The 17,283-nt window shown below is 63.3% G+C and carries 15 protein-coding genes and 2 pseudogenes; 2 read left to right on the top strand and 15 right to left on the bottom strand.

Annotation, left to right across the window (positions count from 1 at the left end):
* Positions 1-42: 42 nt before the first annotated feature.
* Together GVL61_RS23600 and GVL61_RS23605 are read right to left on the bottom strand one after the other, a co-directional pair.
* A complete protein-coding gene (locus GVL61_RS23600) occupies positions 43-948 on the bottom strand; it encodes a FecR domain-containing protein (protein WP_159983613.1) in 906 nt (301 codons plus the stop codon).
* Complete coding sequence (locus tag GVL61_RS23605) at positions 948-1,523, bottom strand: RNA polymerase sigma factor (RefSeq protein WP_159983591.1); 576 nt, start codon at positions 1,521-1,523, stop codon at positions 948-950. The genes GVL61_RS23600 and GVL61_RS23605 overlap by 1 nt, the downstream gene beginning before the upstream one ends.
* A gap of 333 nt (positions 1,524-1,856) precedes the next feature.
* On the opposite strand from GVL61_RS23605, the gene proP reads away from it, so the two are divergent.
* Positions 1,857-3,362 carry a glycine betaine/L-proline transporter ProP gene (gene proP / locus GVL61_RS23610; RefSeq protein ID WP_159983593.1) on the top strand — a complete coding sequence of 502 codons (1,506 nt, stop codon included), beginning with the start codon at positions 1,857-1,859 and terminating at the stop codon, positions 3,360-3,362.
* Between the two features lie 36 nt (positions 3,363-3,398).
* On the opposite strand, the gene GVL61_RS23615 is transcribed toward proP, so the two are convergent.
* The 12 genes from GVL61_RS23615 to GVL61_RS23670 form a co-directional block, all read right to left on the bottom strand.
* Positions 3,399-4,877, bottom strand: a complete 1,479-nt coding sequence (locus GVL61_RS23615; RefSeq protein WP_159983595.1) for an aldehyde dehydrogenase — start codon at positions 4,875-4,877, stop codon at positions 3,399-3,401.
* A 57-nt stretch (positions 4,878-4,934) separates the two neighbouring features.
* Positions 4,935-5,198, bottom strand: a complete 264-nt coding sequence (locus GVL61_RS23620; RefSeq protein WP_159983597.1) for an HpcH/HpaI aldolase/citrate lyase family protein — start codon at positions 5,196-5,198, stop codon at positions 4,935-4,937.
* A gap of 92 nt (positions 5,199-5,290) precedes the next feature.
* Entirely contained in the window at positions 5,291-6,118 is an 828-nt protein-coding gene (locus tag GVL61_RS23625; RefSeq protein WP_200844944.1) for a MaoC family dehydratase N-terminal domain-containing protein, read from the bottom strand.
* On the bottom strand, positions 6,115-7,419 hold the full coding sequence (locus GVL61_RS23630; RefSeq protein ID WP_159983599.1) for an MFS transporter: 1,305 nt from the start codon (positions 7,417-7,419) through the stop codon (positions 6,115-6,117). The genes GVL61_RS23625 and GVL61_RS23630 overlap by 4 nt, the downstream gene beginning before the upstream one ends.
* A 3-nt stretch (positions 7,420-7,422) precedes the next feature.
* Positions 7,423-8,373, bottom strand: coding sequence for an SMP-30/gluconolactonase/LRE family protein (locus tag GVL61_RS23635; RefSeq protein WP_235037878.1), 951 nt, complete (start codon positions 8,371-8,373; stop codon positions 7,423-7,425).
* A 36-nt stretch (positions 8,374-8,409) separates the two neighbouring features.
* Positions 8,410-9,288, bottom strand: coding sequence for an NAD(P)-dependent oxidoreductase (locus tag GVL61_RS23640; RefSeq protein ID WP_159983601.1), 879 nt, complete (start codon positions 9,286-9,288; stop codon positions 8,410-8,412).
* Positions 9,289-9,326: 38 nt separating this feature from the next.
* Positions 9,327-10,523 (bottom strand): CaiB/BaiF CoA-transferase family protein, encoded by a 1,197-nt coding sequence (locus tag GVL61_RS23645; RefSeq protein ID WP_159983603.1) that lies wholly within the window; start codon positions 10,521-10,523, stop codon positions 9,327-9,329.
* 5 nt (positions 10,524-10,528) lie between these two features.
* Positions 10,529-11,716, bottom strand: coding sequence for a CoA transferase (locus GVL61_RS23650; protein ID WP_200844943.1), 1,188 nt, complete (start codon positions 11,714-11,716; stop codon positions 10,529-10,531).
* 10 nt (positions 11,717-11,726) lie between these two features.
* Positions 11,727-12,935 (bottom strand): MaoC family dehydratase N-terminal domain-containing protein, encoded by a 1,209-nt coding sequence (locus GVL61_RS23655; protein ID WP_159983607.1) that lies wholly within the window; start codon positions 12,933-12,935, stop codon positions 11,727-11,729.
* Between the two features lie 256 nt (positions 12,936-13,191).
* Positions 13,192-13,773, bottom strand: coding sequence for a cysteine hydrolase family protein (locus GVL61_RS23660; protein WP_159983609.1), 582 nt, complete (start codon positions 13,771-13,773; stop codon positions 13,192-13,194).
* A gap of 4 nt (positions 13,774-13,777) precedes the next feature.
* Positions 13,778-14,443: a GntR family transcriptional regulator gene (locus GVL61_RS23665; protein WP_200844942.1), complete on the bottom strand. Its 666-nt coding sequence runs from the start codon at positions 14,441-14,443 to the stop codon at positions 13,778-13,780.
* On the bottom strand, positions 14,443-15,669 hold the full coding sequence (locus tag GVL61_RS23670; protein ID WP_159983611.1) for a CaiB/BaiF CoA-transferase family protein: 1,227 nt from the start codon (positions 15,667-15,669) through the stop codon (positions 14,443-14,445). Before GVL61_RS23670 ends, GVL61_RS23665 begins: the two co-directional genes overlap by 1 nt.
* Positions 15,670-15,932: 263 nt before the next feature.
* On the opposite strand from GVL61_RS23670, the pseudogene GVL61_RS23675 reads away from it, so the two are divergent.
* Positions 15,933-16,192 (top strand): annotated as a pseudogene (locus GVL61_RS23675) (IS701 family transposase); the annotation flags it as partial.
* Positions 16,193-16,402: 210 nt separating this feature from the next.
* Here the strand turns inward: GVL61_RS23675 and GVL61_RS23680 are convergent.
* Positions 16,403-17,122 (bottom strand): annotated as a pseudogene (locus GVL61_RS23680) (IS5 family transposase); the annotation flags it as partial.
* Between the last annotated feature and the right edge of the window lie 161 nt (positions 17,123-17,283).

Consider the following 17,283-nt stretch of genomic DNA (forward strand, 5'->3'; position numbering starts at 1 on the left):
GGCGGGAGCGGGACTACCGCTATCGCAGTGCAAAAAAATTGTTCAGCTTGCCGTAAGCATGATCGCGCCGCTCTCGCTGCGCTGGGCGTGAACTCCGAACGAGGCGTGCAGAGCCGCGAGAAGGTCCTTGGGATCGGTGGTGGTAAAACGCCCGCCCAGCCTGATGCGCGACAGTTTGGGATCGGCTACCAGCAGCTTGTCGGTCAGGTAGCGGTTGAATTCTGCCACCACGAAATCAAGGCTTTCGCCTTCGAAGACGAGTTGTCCGTTCTTCCAGCTGTGGGCGCGGTCGAGAGCGACAGCCTCGGCAGGGCGGATCGAGACGTTGCGGCCGATGACCTGGGCGACAGCACCCGCCTTCACGGTCTGGCGCGCGCCGCCTTCCATCGCCGCCTGACCGGAAAGAACCAGCAGATCCAATGATTCCGGCTGCAGGCGCGCGTTGAACACGCCGCTGTGCAAACGGAAATTTGTCCCGTTGGCGGAGAGACGCAAATCGGGCCGCGCCCCCGCAGGCGCCCGCACGTCCAGCGCAATCTCGCCCGCCTCCAGCCAGATTGATCGCGTGCCGTCCTTGATGCGCCAGCTGATCCGGGTGTCGGTGTTCATCTCAATACGGGTGCCGTCGTCGAGGATGAGAGTTCGGCGCTCCCCTACGGCAGTGGCGGCATGTTCACGCGCGGCCGCGCTTACCGCTATGAACCCGCCTGCGATGGCGGTACCGCCGGCGATGGCACCGGCGCGCAACAGGTTACGGCGGCTCAGGCGCGGCGGTGGAGCAGGCGTGCGCTCATGAACCGCGCGCAGGCGGTCAATCTGCTGGCAGGCTTCAACGACCTGCGCGAACGCCACCGCCCTCCTCGGATCGGCGGCACGCCACGCCTCGAAGTCCTGCCGACTGGCCGTGCCTGCATCCATCGCAGCCAGCCATTCGGCAGCATCCTCCATCAATTCTTTTGTTGTCGGCGGCGTTGCCATAGGCTTGAAATCGTCGGTCCCTTTGCGTGTGCGGGCGCGTCCTGCAACGCGAAAGCCAGAATGGCCAGCCCCTTGGCAAGATGCTTCTCAACAGTAGAGACGGATAGACCGAGCCTCACCGCTATATCTTTTGGCAACATGCCTTCAAAACGACGCAATTGCACCACGGTGCGCGCCTGCGGGGGAAGACTTTCCATCAGTTCCATCAACCGCGAAAGTTCAAGCTGGCCCGATACCACCGCAAACTGATCGGGCGCACCGTCGGCGAAATCCATCGCTCCCATGTCGGCCAGATGCTCGAATCTTACCACTGATGCGCGGCGGTGTCTTTCGAATGCCAGGTTGCGGATAATGGTCAGGACAAAAGCGCGCGGACTGTCGATCTCGCGGTGGTGAGATGCCTCGATGGCGCGGGCATAGGCTTCCTGTACAAGATCTTCCGCATCGGCCGGGGCGACCAGACGTGCCGCGTGTTTCCTGAAGGCGACCTTGTGCGGCAACACTTCCTCGATAAACCAGCGATCAACGTCCCTTAGCCAGGTCAAGGCCGTGTCCCTCCAGTATGCGTCCAGGGGCCGTTAGACATTGGCCGTGACAATTCCGGGACACCGCCGAGATCGCCCTCGCCGGCCGCGCGATGTCGCATGGCGGAACCATTTGCCCGCCTTGCGCATTATCCTGCCTGCCGCGGCTCATCGCCCATCCTGCACGGCCTGCCCCTTGCTTCCCCCTTTGTTGCAATCTGTGTGTATGGCCCGCGCACATTCGCTAGATGCCAAATTTGGCATCGCCAGTTATTGCCGGCCGAAATTCGGCCTTATCCGCCAAGTGCCGCGGCGCGCTTTTCGCGCCTGCTTTCGGCGGAATCGGAGATATCCATGTCCTCTATCCGAGCGCCTCAGGCGCATCTCGGCTGGTTCAAACGTCGCCGCGAAATGAAGGTCGAAGACGTAACCGTCGTCGACCGCTCGACGCTCAACCGAGCGGTAGGCGCAGCAGCGCTCGGCAATGCGATGGAATGGTTCGACTTCGGCGTCTACGGCTACATCGCCGTCACGCTGGGACGGGTCTTCTTTCCCGCCAGCAATCCTACCGCACAGTTGATCGCGACCCTGGCGACATTTACCGCCGCGTTCCTGGTACGTCCGCTGGGCGGGATCGTCTTCGGCCCGCTGGGCGACCGCTACGGCCGCCACAAGGTGCTGGCCTTCACCATGATCATGATGGCCGTAGGTACATTCTCCATCGGACTGATCCCCAGCTACAACAGCATCGGCATGGCCGCTCCGGCCCTGCTCCTGGCAGCGCGGCTGGTGCAGGGCTTCTCTACCGGCGGTGAATACGGCGGTGCGGCGACATTCATTGCCGAGTACTCGACGGACAAGAAACGCGGCTTGATGGGTAGCTGGCTGGAATTCGGAACCCTTGGCGGCTACATCGCCGGCGCTGGTACGGTGACCGCCCTGCAGATGTCGCTGAGCGATGCGGACATGCTCGCCTGGGGTTGGCGCCTGCCCTTCCTGATCGCGGGACCGCTGGGCCTGCTGGGCCTCTACATGCGCCTCAAATTGGAGGAAACGCCCGCGTTCCAGGCCTATTCCGAAGAGGCAGAGAAGCGCGAGATCGACCGCCCCCGGCTGGGTGATCTGTTCCGCGTACACTGGCGCCAGCTGCTGAAATGTGTCGGACTGGTGCTGGTCTTCAACGTCACCGACTACATGCTACTCACGTACATGCCGAGCTATCTCAGCGTCACCATGGGCTACGCAGAGAGCAAGGGGCTGCTGCTTATCATCCTGGTCATGCTGGTGATGATGCCGCTCAACATCGTCGGAGGCATATTCAGCGACCGCATTGGCCGAAAACCGATGATTATCGGTGCCTGCGCCGCGCTGATGGTTCTCGCCGTCCCCTGCCTGCTCCTGATCGGAACCGGCAACAACTGGCTGATCTTTCTCGGCCTGATGCTGCTTGGCGGGGCGCTGGTGTGCTTCACCAGTTCAATGCCCTCCACGCTTCCGGCGCTGTTCTACACGCCGGTGCGCTACAGCGGCCTGTCGATCGCCTTCAACGTATCGGTATCGCTGTTCGGCGGCACGACCCCGCTGTTTACGGCATGGCTGGTCGAGGCGACGGGCGACCCCCTTGTCCCCGCCTATTACCTCATGGTTGCGGCGGCGATCGGCATTCTGACGATGCTGACGGTACGCGAAACCGCCGGTATGCCGCTGCGCGGATCGCCCCCTGCGGTAGAGACGACGGCAGAAGCACGCGCCCTGATGGCGAGCGAGCAGCCCGTCACGGTGGACCCGGTATTGCCCGGTTCGAGCAGACCCTCAGTAACGCACGCCCTCACGCCAGAACCGCGCCACGCCTTGACGTAGAAAGAAACAACGAAGCTGCGGTCCGGCACGAAACTCTCAGAACTTCATCGAGAACGGATCGCGGCGGTCTCCCGAGAAGTCGATGAAAACGCTCTTGGTCTGGGTGAACTCAAGGATGCCGGCCTCGCCGCGCACGCGCCCGTAACCGGAATCCTTCATCCCGCCGAATGGAGCCTGCGGAGCGGCGACGCGGTAGGTGTTGACCCAGACGACTCCGCTGTTGATCGCGCGGGTCATGCGCATGCACCGCGAGATGCTTTCCGACCACACCCCGCTGGCGAGGCCATAAGGCGTGTCGTTGGCAATGGCGACCGCCTCCTCCTCGTCCGAGAAGGGGATGATCGAGAGTACCGGCCCGAATATTTCCTCGGCGGCCACTTTCATGTCGTTCCGCACGTCGGCGAAGATAGTCGGCTCGATGAAGAAGCCCTTCTCCAGACCCGGCCCTAGCGCCCTCCCGCCCCCTGTGATCAGCCTTGCGCCATCTCCCTTGGCGGCATCCACGAACGAAAGGATGCGATTGAACTGCGGCTCGTTGGCGGCGGTGCCCATCTCGGTTTCGGGCAGGCGCGGATCGCCCATGCGGATCTGCTTCGCGCGCGCCGCCAGCCCCTCGACCATACGGTCGTAGATACCGCGCTGGACGAGCAGGCGCGAACCGGCGATGCATGTCTGCCCCGTCGCCCCGAAGATGCCCGCCAGCGCGCCGATCAGTGCGCGGTCGAAGTCGGCATCGTCGAACACGATATTGGGTGATTTTCCGCCCAGTTCCATCGTCAGCGGCTTGAGGTTCGCGCCGGCCGCCGAAGCAATGGCCCGGCCCACGCCGGGACTGCCGGTGAAGCTGATCTTGTCTACGCCGGGATGGCTGGTAAGCGCCCTGCCCGTCTCCGCCTCGCCGGTGACCACGCTCACGACGCCGGCGGGGAAACCCGCCTTCTCGACCATCCGGGCGATTTCCAGCGTCGTGGTCGAGGCATGTTCGGAGGGCTTCAGGATCACGCAGTTGCCCGCTGCGAGCGCCGCAGGAAGCGTGTTGGTCAAGATCGCTATCGGCGAGTTCCAAGCCGTAATCGCCCCGATCACGCCGTAAGGCACGCGCATCGTCATTTCGAGCGTGTCCTTCTGGTCAAGCGGTACGACATCCCCATGCATCTTGTCCGCCCAGCCCGAATAGTAGCGGAAGATCCGCGCCGCGTAACCCATCTGGTTGTGCGTCTCGCGGATGACCTTGCCGTTGTCGGTCGTCTCCAGCAGCGCCATGCGGTCAGCATCGGCATCCAAAAGATCGGCGACCTTGTTCAACAGCTTTGCCCGCTCACCCGGAGTTGTCCTGCTCCACACCGTGTCATAGGCACGCCGCGCCGCACCGACCGCCGCGTCGACGTCATCGGCAGTGGCGACCGCGATGTAAGCGTGGACTGACTGGTCATAAGGGTTGGTCGCGGGCAGTGTCGCACCGTCGGATGCCGGCCGCCACTGGCCATCAATGAAGAGCTGGTAAGTCTGGGTCATCATATTCTCCAATGCGCTGACCGCGTTGGCAGCAGCGCCTGATTCCATGTCAGCCGGTCAAGCCAGGCGCCGCGCCCAGCGCACCATTGCTACGCCGACCGTTTTGCCGTGGAGGACGCCCACACCTTCGGGCGCTGCCGGAAGGATGCGGCGGGCCTGCGCCCGTTCCGCCTCGGTCGGCGCGTAACTTTCATCGATGGCGGCGAGTTGCGAGGGGTGGATTGCAGCCTTGCCGTGAAAGCCGGCCGCGCGTCCTTCTCCGCATTCCGTGCGAAAGGCGTCTGGCAGGTCGATCGCGAAAAACGGCGGGTCGATCGCCAATAGTCCGCCTGCTGCGGATGCATTGACTATGGCGGCCCGGGCAAAATCCGGGCGGGAGGCCGATGTGAACGGGAGGCTGCGGGCCGCCGTTCTCATGCCGCCGCCCGGACGGTGGCGACCATGTTGCGCGCATCGCCCTGCTGGGTCCAGAGCTGCGCGCCATCGGCATCCGGTTCGCCGCACACATGCAGCGGAACGCCGTCGAACGCGGGCTGCTGCCCACGGAACTCGAAGCCACCGATCGGTTTTCCCAGGTTTTTCGCCGCCAGCCGGATCAGCAGCGCAGCCTGCAGCGGGCCATGGACAACCAGCGCCGGGTAGCTTTCTTCGCCCATCGCATAGGGCCGGTCATAATGAATGCGGTGGCCGTTCATGGTTAGCGCAGAGTAGCGGAACAGTAGCACGGTGTCGGGCTCTACCCGCTCGAGCCAGGGGGCGCTGGGCGCCGGCACGGCGACCGGCATCGGCAAGACGCCCGGCGCGGGATCGCGGTAGACCAGATCCTGCTCCTCGCTGACGGCAATCCCGCTGCCCGCGTCGAGATCGTGGCGCACGGTCACGAAAACCAGCGTGCCGCTGCGTCCAGTCTTCTCGGTAACGGCGGTGATCGTCGAGGTGCGCGTAACACGCTGGCCCAGAAGAAGCTGTTTGTGGAAGGTCAGTCGCCCCCCGGCCCACATCCGGCGGGGCAGTGCCACGGGTGGCAGAAAGCCGCCCTTGGCGGGGTGTCCGTCAGCGCCCAGCCCGGCTGGCGGCTTGACGTCCCAGAAGTGCAGCCAATGATCGAGCAACGGCATCGGGTCGCCGACATCCAGCGTGCCCTCCCCTCCCAGAGCCACGTCGAGCGCGTTGCTGCGTGCGGGGTTCAGGATGTCGGTTACGGCCTGGCTGCGGCCAATCCACTCTTCGAATGCGCTCACGCGGTCTGTCCTTGTTCGAGATGCGGCGAGAACTTTGCCCTGCCGAAAAGAGTTCCGCCCAGCGTGGCCAGCCCGGCAATCAATAGCAGCACGCCGGTTGTGTGCGACGCGCCCCGGACCACCATCAACTGCGCGAGAAAGGGCACCACCGCGCCGCCCAGGATGCCGCCGAGATTAAATGCAAGCGAGACTCCGGTGTACCGCGAGCGGACCGGAAACAACCCAGCGAGCCAGCTACCGAGCGGTCCGTTGTTAAACCCGAGTATCAGCATCGCCAGGCTCAGCGTGATACCGGCAAGGAGCAGCGAGCCCGAGCGCAGGCCTGCCTCGAAGACAAAACCCAGCGCAACCGTAGCGGCAGCTCCCCCTGCCAGCACCAGCCGGGATCCGATGCGATCCGCAAGCCGCCCGGCGATGAGGATGCCCGCGACATAAAAGCAGTTAGCCACCAGTTGCAGAATGAGCATCGTTTCGCGAGGGATGCCCAGCGCATCGACGGCGAGCGCCAACGCAAACGATGTGGCAAGGTAGAATACGGCAAACGTCGCGACCACGCCCGCTGCTCCAGCTGCCAGTTGGCTACGATGGCGAGACACGATCTCGACAAAGGGAAGACGAACCGGCTCATGGTGCCGGACGGCATCGCGGAATTGCGGGGTTTCCTCAATCTTGAGACGCATCCACAGACCCAAGCCGACGAGAACCGCGCTGCCGATGAATGGAATGCGCCAGCCCCATGCCATGAACTGGCTTTCGTCGAGCGAGAGCCCCAGCAGCAGGAACACCCCGTTGGCCGCAAAAAAGCCTATCGGCGAGCCAAGTTGCATGATGGAAACGAAGCGCCCCTCCCAACCCGGCGGCGCATGTTCGGCCGTCAGCAGCGCGGCGCCGCCCCATTCCCCGCCAAGGCCGAAACCCTGCCCAAAGCGCATCAGGCACAGCAGCGCCGGGGCCAGCCAGCCAGCGACCGCGTAAGTAGGCAGCATGGCTATGGCGAAGGTCGACAGGCCCATCGTCAGCAGCGAGGCGACCAGCGTGGACTTGCGCCCGATGCGGTCACCAAAGTGCCCGAAAGCGATGGCACCGATAGGGCGCGCGAAAAACGCCAGGCCGAAGCTGGCGAAGGCCAACAAGGTCTGCGCGGCGGCGGATTGCGCAGGGAAGAACAGCGGGCCGAAAACCAGCGCCGCAGCAGTGCCGTAGATGAAGAAATCGTAGAACTCGACCGCCGTGCCCATCAGCGCGGCCGCAAGGATGCGTCGTTTGGCACGAAGGGGAGTGGAAGACTGCGGCGAGTGCATGGGTCAGCCTCGCTGATGCAGCAGAGGCAGACCGGCACGCGGCCAGTCGACCGCGATAAGAAGGCCCTTGCCCGAGACGGTGATGTAGGCGGTCTTCATGTCCGGGCCGCCGAAGGCGATATTGGTACAATAGGGCTCAGGCCCCTGCCAGTATTCCAGCTTCTCGCCCTCCGGCGAAAAGACGGTGATGCCGCCCGTGACCAGCGTGCCCACACAGATGTTTCCGTTCGCCTCGAGCGCCATCGAATCGAAGCGCTGGTAGCCGCTTGCCTGCCCGTGCATCGTGCCGCCGTTGGGTGAAGGCCACGCCAGCTTCTCCACCAATCCGCGCCCGGTTATCGGCCACCGCCACAAACGGCCGGTCTCAGTCTCGGACACGTAAAGGGTCTTCTCATCCGGCGAGAGGCCGGCGCCGTTGGGTGTCAGGATCGGGAAGATCGCCTGACGTATCCACGAGCCGTCCGCCGCCGCGTGGTAAACCGCGCCGCTATCAATCGTCCGGCCATAGGTCTTGCCGTGATCGGTGAACCACATGTCCCCTTGCGTATCGAAGACGATGTCGTTGGGGCCCATGATCGGCGTGCCGTCGCAGTGCGTGTAGAGCGTCGTTACATCGCCTGTCACGAGATCGACGCGCTGAATCGAGCCGCCTACATAGTCGTGCGCGCGACCGTGCGGCCGAATGTACCCCCGGGTCTCCAGAATATCCTCGGTGATCCAGTGGAAGCCGCCATTGTTGCACACGTAGCAGGCGCCGTCCGGCCCGATGGCCGCCCCGTTGGGCCCGCCGCCAAGCTGCGCGACGATTTCTTTCTTACCGTCCGGCAGCACACGGATGAGCCGTCCACCCTTGATCTCGACCACCAGCACCGAACCATCGCGCATCGCGATCGGTCCTTCGGGAAACAGCAGGCCGTCGGTTACCACCCGGTATTTCAGCTTGTGTTCCTGCACGCTTTCTCTCCCAATTTGCTGGCGGCAACGTCCCGACTACGCGCGGTCGACCACTTCGATGATCCCGGGGAAATAGTTGTCGCCCAGCCCGGCATCGATCGCGGCCTGGTAGAATTCGGCGGCCATTCGAGGCAGGCGCGGCTCCACGCCGACCTGCTCGGCCAGTTCGATGGTGTAGCCGAGGTCTTTCAGCGCATAGGGCATCGGGAATGCCTTCTCAGGGAAGACACGCGGGACCATCGCCTTCAGCCCATGGTTCCTCAGCGCAAAGCTGTCGCCCGAGCCGAGCGAGACCGCCTCAACCAGCTTCGCTGGTGCAACCCCCGCGCGCTCAGCCACGACGAACATCTCGGCAAGCGCGGCGACCTGCTCGAACAGCAGGGTGTTGTTGATGAGCTTGACTACCTGTCCGCAGCCGGTTTCGCCGCACAGGGTCACGTCCGAACCCATGTAGCGCAGCATGGGTTCGATCCGGGCAAACAGCGCTGCATCGGCACCGACCATGATCGACAATGTTCCATCGATCGCCGCCTGCCGCGTACGCGCGACAGGCGCGTCCGCGAAGGCAATGTCCTTGAGCCCCAACATCGCTGCGATCTCGCGAGATTCAGCGACGCTGGTGGTAGAGAGATCGACGACCACGGCGCCCGGCGCGGCATGGGAGGCGATCTCCTCGCATACACTGCGCACTTGCTTGCCGCCGGGCAGCGAGAGAAAGATCACCTGCGCAGCCTGCGCGACCCCGGCCACCGAGGCAGCGGCGAGCGCTCCACCATTGACCTGGAGCGCCAGCGCCTTCGGGTTCATGTCGAACGCATGGAGAGTGCCGGCATGCTTCTTCACCGCGTTGGCGCACATGCCGCTGCCCATCACGCCAAGGCCGATGAAACCCAGAGAAGGTGATTTCTCGCTCATCCGTTCAAACTTCCTCTTCGCCCGCTATACTACGGAATCTAGTGTATGACCTGCGCCTCTTCGAGGCTGCGGCGCTCCTCGCGTCCCAGCCCGAGCAGTTCACCGTAGACGTAGTCCTCGTGTTCGCCGAGTGCCGGCGTGCCCTTGTCGATTCCGATCTCGGCCCCCTTTGACAGCCGCATCGGCACTCCGACGGCGGCCCGCAATTTGCCGTCAGGCTCGGCCACCTCGACGATCGCGCCGCGCGACCGCAAATGTGCATCGGCGGCAATCTCCGGGGTCGTCCACGATGCGTGGGCGCCGATACCCGCCTGCTGGAGCAGCGCGGCTGACTCATCGGCCTCTAGCCCGCAACTCCACTGCGTAACGAGTGCATCGAGCTGTTCGCGGTGAAGTCGCCGCGCATTCTCGTTGGCAAAGCGCGGATCGGTGGCGAGTTCGGCTACGCCCATCAGCGCGGCCAGTGCGCACCATTCGCGGTCGCCGTCGACCTCCAGCGCCAGCCAGCGATCCTCGCCCTTCGCAGCGTAGACGCCGTGCGGGGCCATACGGGCGTGGGCGTTGCCCATACGCGCGGGCGCGCCGCCGGCAGCAGCGAGCAGCAGCATATCACCCACCAGCGACGCCGCGACTTCGCGCGCAGCAACGTCAACCTGACCGCCTTGCCCCGTTTCACGCCGACGGTGCAGCGCTGCCATCAGCGCAACGGCCGCATTCATGCCGACGGTATGGTCCATGACATGGCGGATCTCGACCGGCGGGCCATCGGCATAACCGGTCAGCTCGCCTAAGCCTCCCCAGGCCCCGAACAGCGGCGCGTAACCTGCAAAGTGTGAATCCGGCCCGCCCTGCCCCGAAGAAGATACGGAGAGCATCACGATATCCTCGCGCACTGCCCGGAGCGCATCATAGCCCAGCCCAAGCCGGTCCATCACGCCCGGCCGAAAGCTCTCGGTAGCGACATCGCTCGCCGCGACGATCCGCTTGGCCAATGCCACGCCTTCGGGCTTCTTGAGATTGATCCGCACCGACAGCTTGTTGGAGGCAACCTGATCGAAGGTCGCAGGGCCTTCGCGGCCATAGACGGGATGCGGCTTTCGGAACGCGTCAGGACGCATCGCGCTCTCGATTTTGATGACTTCTGCGCCCAATTGCGAGAGCAGGTGCGTACAGAACGGCCCGGCATTATGGACAGTGAAGTCGGCAATACGGATGCCTGCAAGCGGCTTAGCCATTGTGTTCAGCTTCCCACTGCCAGCGGCGCAGAGCAATGCGCCAGCACCGGCGGTCCGGCGCGCAAGGCCAACGCCCGGCCTTCGAAATGAAATGGCGAAACCAGCACGCCGAGCGATCCCGGTCCCTCCACCTCAACGCGCTGGAACAGCCCGCGATGGGCCTCCTGCCCGCCGCCCAGGATTTCAGCAGGGGTCTTGTAGCGCGCCAACGGAACGCCCAGCTTCTGGCCCGCGCTGACGATGTCGTCGACGCGGCGCACCAGCGCCCATTCGCGAATATGACGGTTGATCTCCGGCCCCCTGCGGCTGCGTTCGATATTGCCGCCCAGCGCCGGATCGAGCGCCCATTCCGGCCGGCCCAGCAATTCGACGAGGCCATCCCACTGGCGCTGTTCCAGGGTCAGCAGTTCCAGGTAGCCATCCGCACACGGGATCACCCCGCCGTAACGGAAACTGCGCTCCACGCGGTGCTCGATCGACCCGTCGCCCAGACGCTGAATGGCGAAGGCGCCGACCGCGAGCATCGCATCCTGGCTCGACACGTCCACCGCCTGCCCACCGGCATCCGGCCGTGCCCAGAGCGCTGCCAGCGCCCCGAGCGCTGCCGCAATCCCGCCTTGCATCGCCCCGAAATGCCCGCCGATCTTGAGCGGCGCGCGATCGGGAAACATCTCCACCGCAAGCCCGTTGGGCAAAAGGTTGCCCTCACCGCCGGCGTGCTGGATAACCACGTCCTCGCCCTTCCAGTCTGCCTTGGGACCATAGGCACCGAAGGACAGGACCGAGACGTGGACAAGCCCCGGAAAAAGCGCAGCGACAGCCGCTTCATCGGTGCCGAAAGCGGCACGCTCGGGGACCGGGGTATCGTCGATAAAGATATCCGCCCCTGCCAGCCGCAGCGCCAGCGTTTCAGGTCCGGGCGCCGAGGAAAGGTCGATCACCTCGCTGTCCATTCCTGCCGCGAGATAGGCAAAGAGCGCGCTTTGCTCGCTCGCTTTGGCACCGTGTTCGCTGGGCAGGAACGGAGGTTCGCGGCGCAGCGGCGAACCGCCGACAGGCTCGATGAGCAGGACCTTCGCGCCCATCGCCCCCAGCATCCGGGCGGCATAGGCCGCCGCCACGCCATTGGCGATAGCGACAATCCTGAAAGCCGCTAACGGCCCGCGCCGGTCTTCCGTCACTGCCCCGCTCACCGTCATTGCCTCAGCGAACGACCGGCAGTTCTAGGTCGAGATTCGAGCCGTCCACGAACACCTTGATCTGCGGATCGAGCGAAGGCAGCACGACCGTCGCCAGACCCGGCGTGGTCAGTTCACCGCGCTGGTTCTCGCCCTTGATCTCGATGTCGACCAGAGCATGGCCGTCCTTGATATACTTGCGCGTCACGGTGCCGCGCGCCCAGGTGCAGTCGCCCATCGTGTTGAAGCGGCTCATGCGGGTGCGGATGCGCTTGAGGAAGCCGGCATCACCCATCCAGTTGGTAACGAGGCTGGCCATCCAGGCCGAACGCTGCGGGCCATAATCATAGACGCCGGGCACGCCCACTTCCTTCGCGGTCGATTCGCGGTGGTGGCCAATGCCGGTGTATTCGATGCCGCCGCCGGCCTCCGGATTGCGGAAGAAGTGGCCCGGATGCTTGACGGCGTTCTTGAAGATCACGCCGTGGGTGTGACCGCGGCCGCAACCGACGAGGAAGCCCATCGTGTCCATAAGGCTGAGCGGACCGCGAACGATCTCGGGAAGCTTTTCGCCTTCCTGAACTTCTTCCCAATAGCGCACGTTGCCGCCGCGCATGTTCTTTTCCTCGTTGAGGATCGTCTGGTCGATGTGCTCGAATTCTTCGGGTGTATATTCGGATTGCTTGATATCGTCATATTTACCGGCATCGCGAGCCGCCTTACGCTCGTGGCGGGTGCAAGTGCCCAGCGCACGCGAAACGAGTTCTCCGCGCTGATTGTAATAGCTGGCCTCGACGTATTGGAGGACGAGTGTGCCGGAGAACTGGCTTTCCTTCACATCGACGCCGACGACGCGCTCAATAGCAGTCAGGCGGTCACCCGGGCGGATCTGGCGGAACATCTCCCAGTCGTTCCCGGCATAAAAGCCGTGAACGCCAGGCAGGCCCCAACGGGTGCGGCCCACCCAGCCGAAAGCCATCGGGAAATTCGGGTGTGCCAGCATCGAGCCATGGCGCGTAAGGCGGCCGACCTCAAGGTCGCGGTAGAGCGGATTGAGATCGCCGATGCCGTTGCAGAAATTGCGGATCGTGTCTTCGGTGACGTCCTGCAGATACGGCCCTTCGGGACGCAGCTGCATGCCGATCATGTTTTCGGCAGCCTTGATCGACTCGGGAGTGATCTTTCCTTCGGCGGGCGCTGCACCGACTTCATGTTCCTTGGTATCCACCGTCATCGCTGGGCTCCTCATGGGCGGCGCGCGCCATCCCTCGTGGATCGCTCGCCTCGCCAATTACTCATTTAATGGATGATGCATTATTTTGATGCCGGCACGGTGTCTACCTGACGGCCGGCGTAGCTGTACGGTATCGCCCCCGTGATCCAGAACGCGGGCTGCGGACATGATTCCAGGCGACCTGGCTGAAATGCCGAGATCGATATCAGTAGCGGCTAAATAAGGTCAGGTGCCGTTCGGGTGCGGCCGTGGACGGCTAATCAGCCCACGCGAACGCGCTGCCCTGAACAATGGAAGCATAGCGACCAAGGCAGGCGATCGCATCCCTGTGCTCGTCCGCCGAGACCCCCGCGCAGCAATCTTCCAGGATCACGACCTCGTAGTCGCGGTCATGGGCTTCCCGGGCCCCGGAGTGGACGACACCATTGGTCGAAACGCCGCACATCACGATCCGCTCGATCCGATTGGCACGCAGGATTGCCTCCAGCGGGGTGGCGTAAAACGGGCTGACGCGGTGCTTTACGATATCAAAATCGTTCGCCCGCGGGGCCACTGCGGAGTGGATTTCGGTCCCCCAGGTCCCGATCTTGAATATTCCGTTCTTCCGGGCGCCGGAAAAGATCGGTGAATTTTCAGGTGCTTCGCGGTAATCGGGCGAAAACGCCACGCGGACAAAGCCGATTTGTGCGCCCGCCCCGCGCGCGGCAGCGATGGCAGCGGCAGTGTTCTCGAGAATCCCTCGCTCTGCGACCTGGACGCCGTAGCTCTTGGCGCTGAAGCCATCGGCGGCCACCAGGTCGTTCATCATGTCCATGATGAGAAACAGCGTCTTTTTCATGAGCCTATCCTTGCGGTTTGGCGGCCTGCGAGACCGAATCGCGAAGTTCACGGAACCCTGCTTCGATGTGTTGGCGCGTGGCGAGCATGGCTGCTGCGCCGTCGCCCGCAATCAACGCTGCAAGCATGTCATCGTGCTCCTCGGCTGCGCGACTAACGCGGCCCTCCAGGCGGTTGATGAGGTCAAATGGATAGCGGGCCCACAGGATCTGCACGAAATGCAGTGTCTGGGGCATGCGCGCTATTTCGAACATACGGTGGTGAAAGCGGTAATTGGCGGCACGCGCCGCCTCATTGTCGCCAGCCTCGGAAGCATTCGCAAATTCAGCCGCCATGACCCGCAGGTCGGTGATGTCAGCGGTCTTCACATTATCCACTGCGCCGCGCACAAGCTGCGTTTCGAGCAGGATCCGCAAGGACAGGACCTCACTGGACGCCTCGATGTCGAATGGGGCGACAGTCGCTCCCCGGAAGCTGTCACCCAGCACGTAGCCCTCAGCGGCCAACAGTTTGAGGGCCTCGCGCACGGGGGTGATGCTGGTATTCAGCATCGTCGCGATTTCCTGCTGCTTAAGCCGGGCACCGCGCGGGATGCGGCCCGAGATGATGCCTTCACGCAGGAAATCGGCTACTTGCTCCTCCTTCGTGCGATATTGCATCATCAGGTTCATCATCCCTTTTCTCGCACTGGCGCCCAGGCGAAGTCACCCGGTTGATACGCGCGGGCAGCCCCAGATGACAACAGATGCTCTATCGCTGCTGCGTCGTAACCCAGTTCATCGAGAAGGCTTTCGGTATGCTCGCCGATCTCAGGCGGCGGGAGGTTCGCGGCGACCTCACGCGCACCGGGGAATTCGGGCACCTCGAACTTCAGGCCGCGAAAGTCCACGTCGCGCAGCTTGCCCGGCTGCCGAGCTTGCGGTTTTTCGAGGACACGTTCAAGCGGCATGACCTCGTTGAACCCCAGTCCCGCGGCGCGAAGCCGTGCTTCGAGATCTTCGAATGTATGAAGGGCAACCGCCTCGCGTATCGCAGTCTCGACCACATTTCGCGCCTTCTTCCGATCCCGCAGCTTGGCGTACTCGGCGTTCCCGTCCTCGGGCATTTCGAGCGCCTTTGTCAGTTTCGCCCAGTGCGTGTCGGTCAGGATCAACAGGTAAATCCACCGGCCGTCAGAACTCAGGTACGAGCCGTAGCCCGGCATCGAGAACTCGCCGCCGCCTTCCTTCTCCAGCCGGCCGAGCAGCTGGGTCTTCAACTGCATCCCCGCGAGATCACGCGCCGCAAGATGCAGGCCGGTTTCGTAGAGGCCAATTTCGATGCGCCGGTCAGCCTCGCTCGCGTTGGGGTCAAGCATCGTCGAAAGTACGCGAATAACCGCATAAGTGCCGGCGAACTGGTCATGGTAGGACGGCCCGAAACGGGTCGGGCGATCGTCGACCCGGTGATCGTCCATAGCCCCCGTTGCCGCTTCGGCAATCGGGTTGGTCATCAGATCGTCGGCCTGAGGCCCGTGAGTGTAGCCCTTGATATGGACGTGGACGATGGCCGGGTTCACCGCCAGGCAGTCGTCTGCGGTGATCCCCAGCTTACGCGCTGCGGAGGGCGCGAGATTGTGGATCACCACGTCTGCGGTGGCTGCGAGGCGCAGGAACACCTCCTTGCCGCCAGAGGTCGTCAGATCGAGGCAGATCGCCTGCTTGGAGTGACTGTAGGCGACGATCGTCCCTGACGGGCCTCCCCGGACGAGAGCCCGGGTAGTGTCTCCCGCAGGCGGCTCGATTTTGATCACCTCAGCGCCAAGTTGCGCCAGGATATGCGTCGCGAACGGCGCCGCAATCATGGTGCCGAGTTCGAGCACCCGCTTACCAGCCAGAGGCCTGTGTCCTTCAGTCATTCCTCACCGGTATAGATAATGCATTATGTATCAAGTTTTTCGAGCATCGTCGCGCCGATATCAGACAGATCCTGCAAGCCTTCACCCGCCTTCGCGAACGGCGGTCTCCTCAGTTCGGGTGCAAAGCCATCATGCCTTGCCGGTTCCGCATCAGGTGTTCGACGTGAACGAGGTGACGCCCATCCAAGACACGGACTTTCCGATGACTTTCGCGGTCTACCATCACAATTGCGCAGTTGATGAGGCGCGTGGATCCGGGCCACCTGATCCGCCGTAACATCGGCGACGGTGATCTGGCCTCCTTCTCGACCTGATGCCCGGCGGATACCGACATAAAAACTCTTGTCGCGGTAGAAGTTCACCGCTGGGCAATCGAATACAGCTTCGCGACAATCCAAAACGAGTTCGCATGGCAGGCATCGTCACCTCTCGCTCGTCATACTTGCCTTCGCCATGAAGGGTGGTGATCCGATACCGCGCCAATGACGCGACACTCCCAAAAAGATCGAGAATACTGAACTGATCTGCCCCCTTCAGAGTGGTCCAAAATCTCTGTTATTTTGGATCATGAAGGAGTTTGGAAATGGGCAAGAGGTACAAGCCGGAAGAGATCATCGGCAAGCTGCGTGAAGCGGAGGTCGTCCTGGCGCAGGGCGGGACGACAGCTGAATTCGGCATCTGGTGACAGTCGGGGGTCTGCCAGAACCCGCCGTTTGGCGGATTCCTCGCATAGCTACGCCCTCGCCCTTAATTTTGGCAGACGAACCAGATTATACGCCGCGGCGGTCAGCGTGAAGTTGCATCCTACGCAGTCCTGCCCCCGATACCGGGTCTTGCGTAGATTTCCGCTGGTCTTGGCCCAGCCAAAGACCTCTTCGATCCGTTTCCCGATCCGCATCGAAACGGCGTAGCCCGGGTGCCGGGTGGTGCGTCCATCGATAGCGGATCGCCTGTTGGCATTGCTCTGGGCGACGTGTGGGGTAACGCCAATGTCGCGTAAGGCGGCGACGAATTCGGCTCAATCGTAGGCTTTGTCCGCCGCCAGCGTAATGCGATGGCGCCCCTTCATGCGGGAAGCATGCTCAGCGCCGCCTCCCGTTCGGCCGTGCCCGTGGCGTGAGTGAGCGTCGCATCGACAACCAGCCTGTGCCGGTTCTCCATCAGGACATGGGCCATGTGACACAGCCTCGCGGCCTGGCCGCGTGCCTTCTTGAACAAGCGGGCATCAGGATCGGTGGTGGAGGCGTGGGTAGCGTTGGTTCGCTTCTCACCACGAAAATCGCGCTCGTGTTGCGTCTCCTGGCCTTGGCTTGCGCACTTGCGCCCCCCCACCTGAAGCGCCGTCATCATCACCGTTCGAAACCTCGCCCTCCCTGGGCTTAAAATTCTTCATGCTGGCCCAGGCTTCGATCAGGGTGACATCAACTGAGAAGTGGTCGTCCGGCAAGAAGGGCCTGAACTCGGAACTGCCCAAGCACGGCAGCTAGCCCGGAAAATTCACGCGGGTTGGCGGATGTGGCGTAAAGCACTGATTTAACGTATGATTTGGTTGCTTAAGCCGATCGACGTCATTTCAGGAAAGCCACACCCGCCATGGACGGTTCTACTCTGCCG

It is taken from the genome of Novosphingobium sp. 18050 (assembly GCF_902706195.1).
In the GTDB taxonomy this organism is placed as follows: domain Bacteria; phylum Pseudomonadota; class Alphaproteobacteria; order Sphingomonadales; family Sphingomonadaceae; genus Novosphingobium.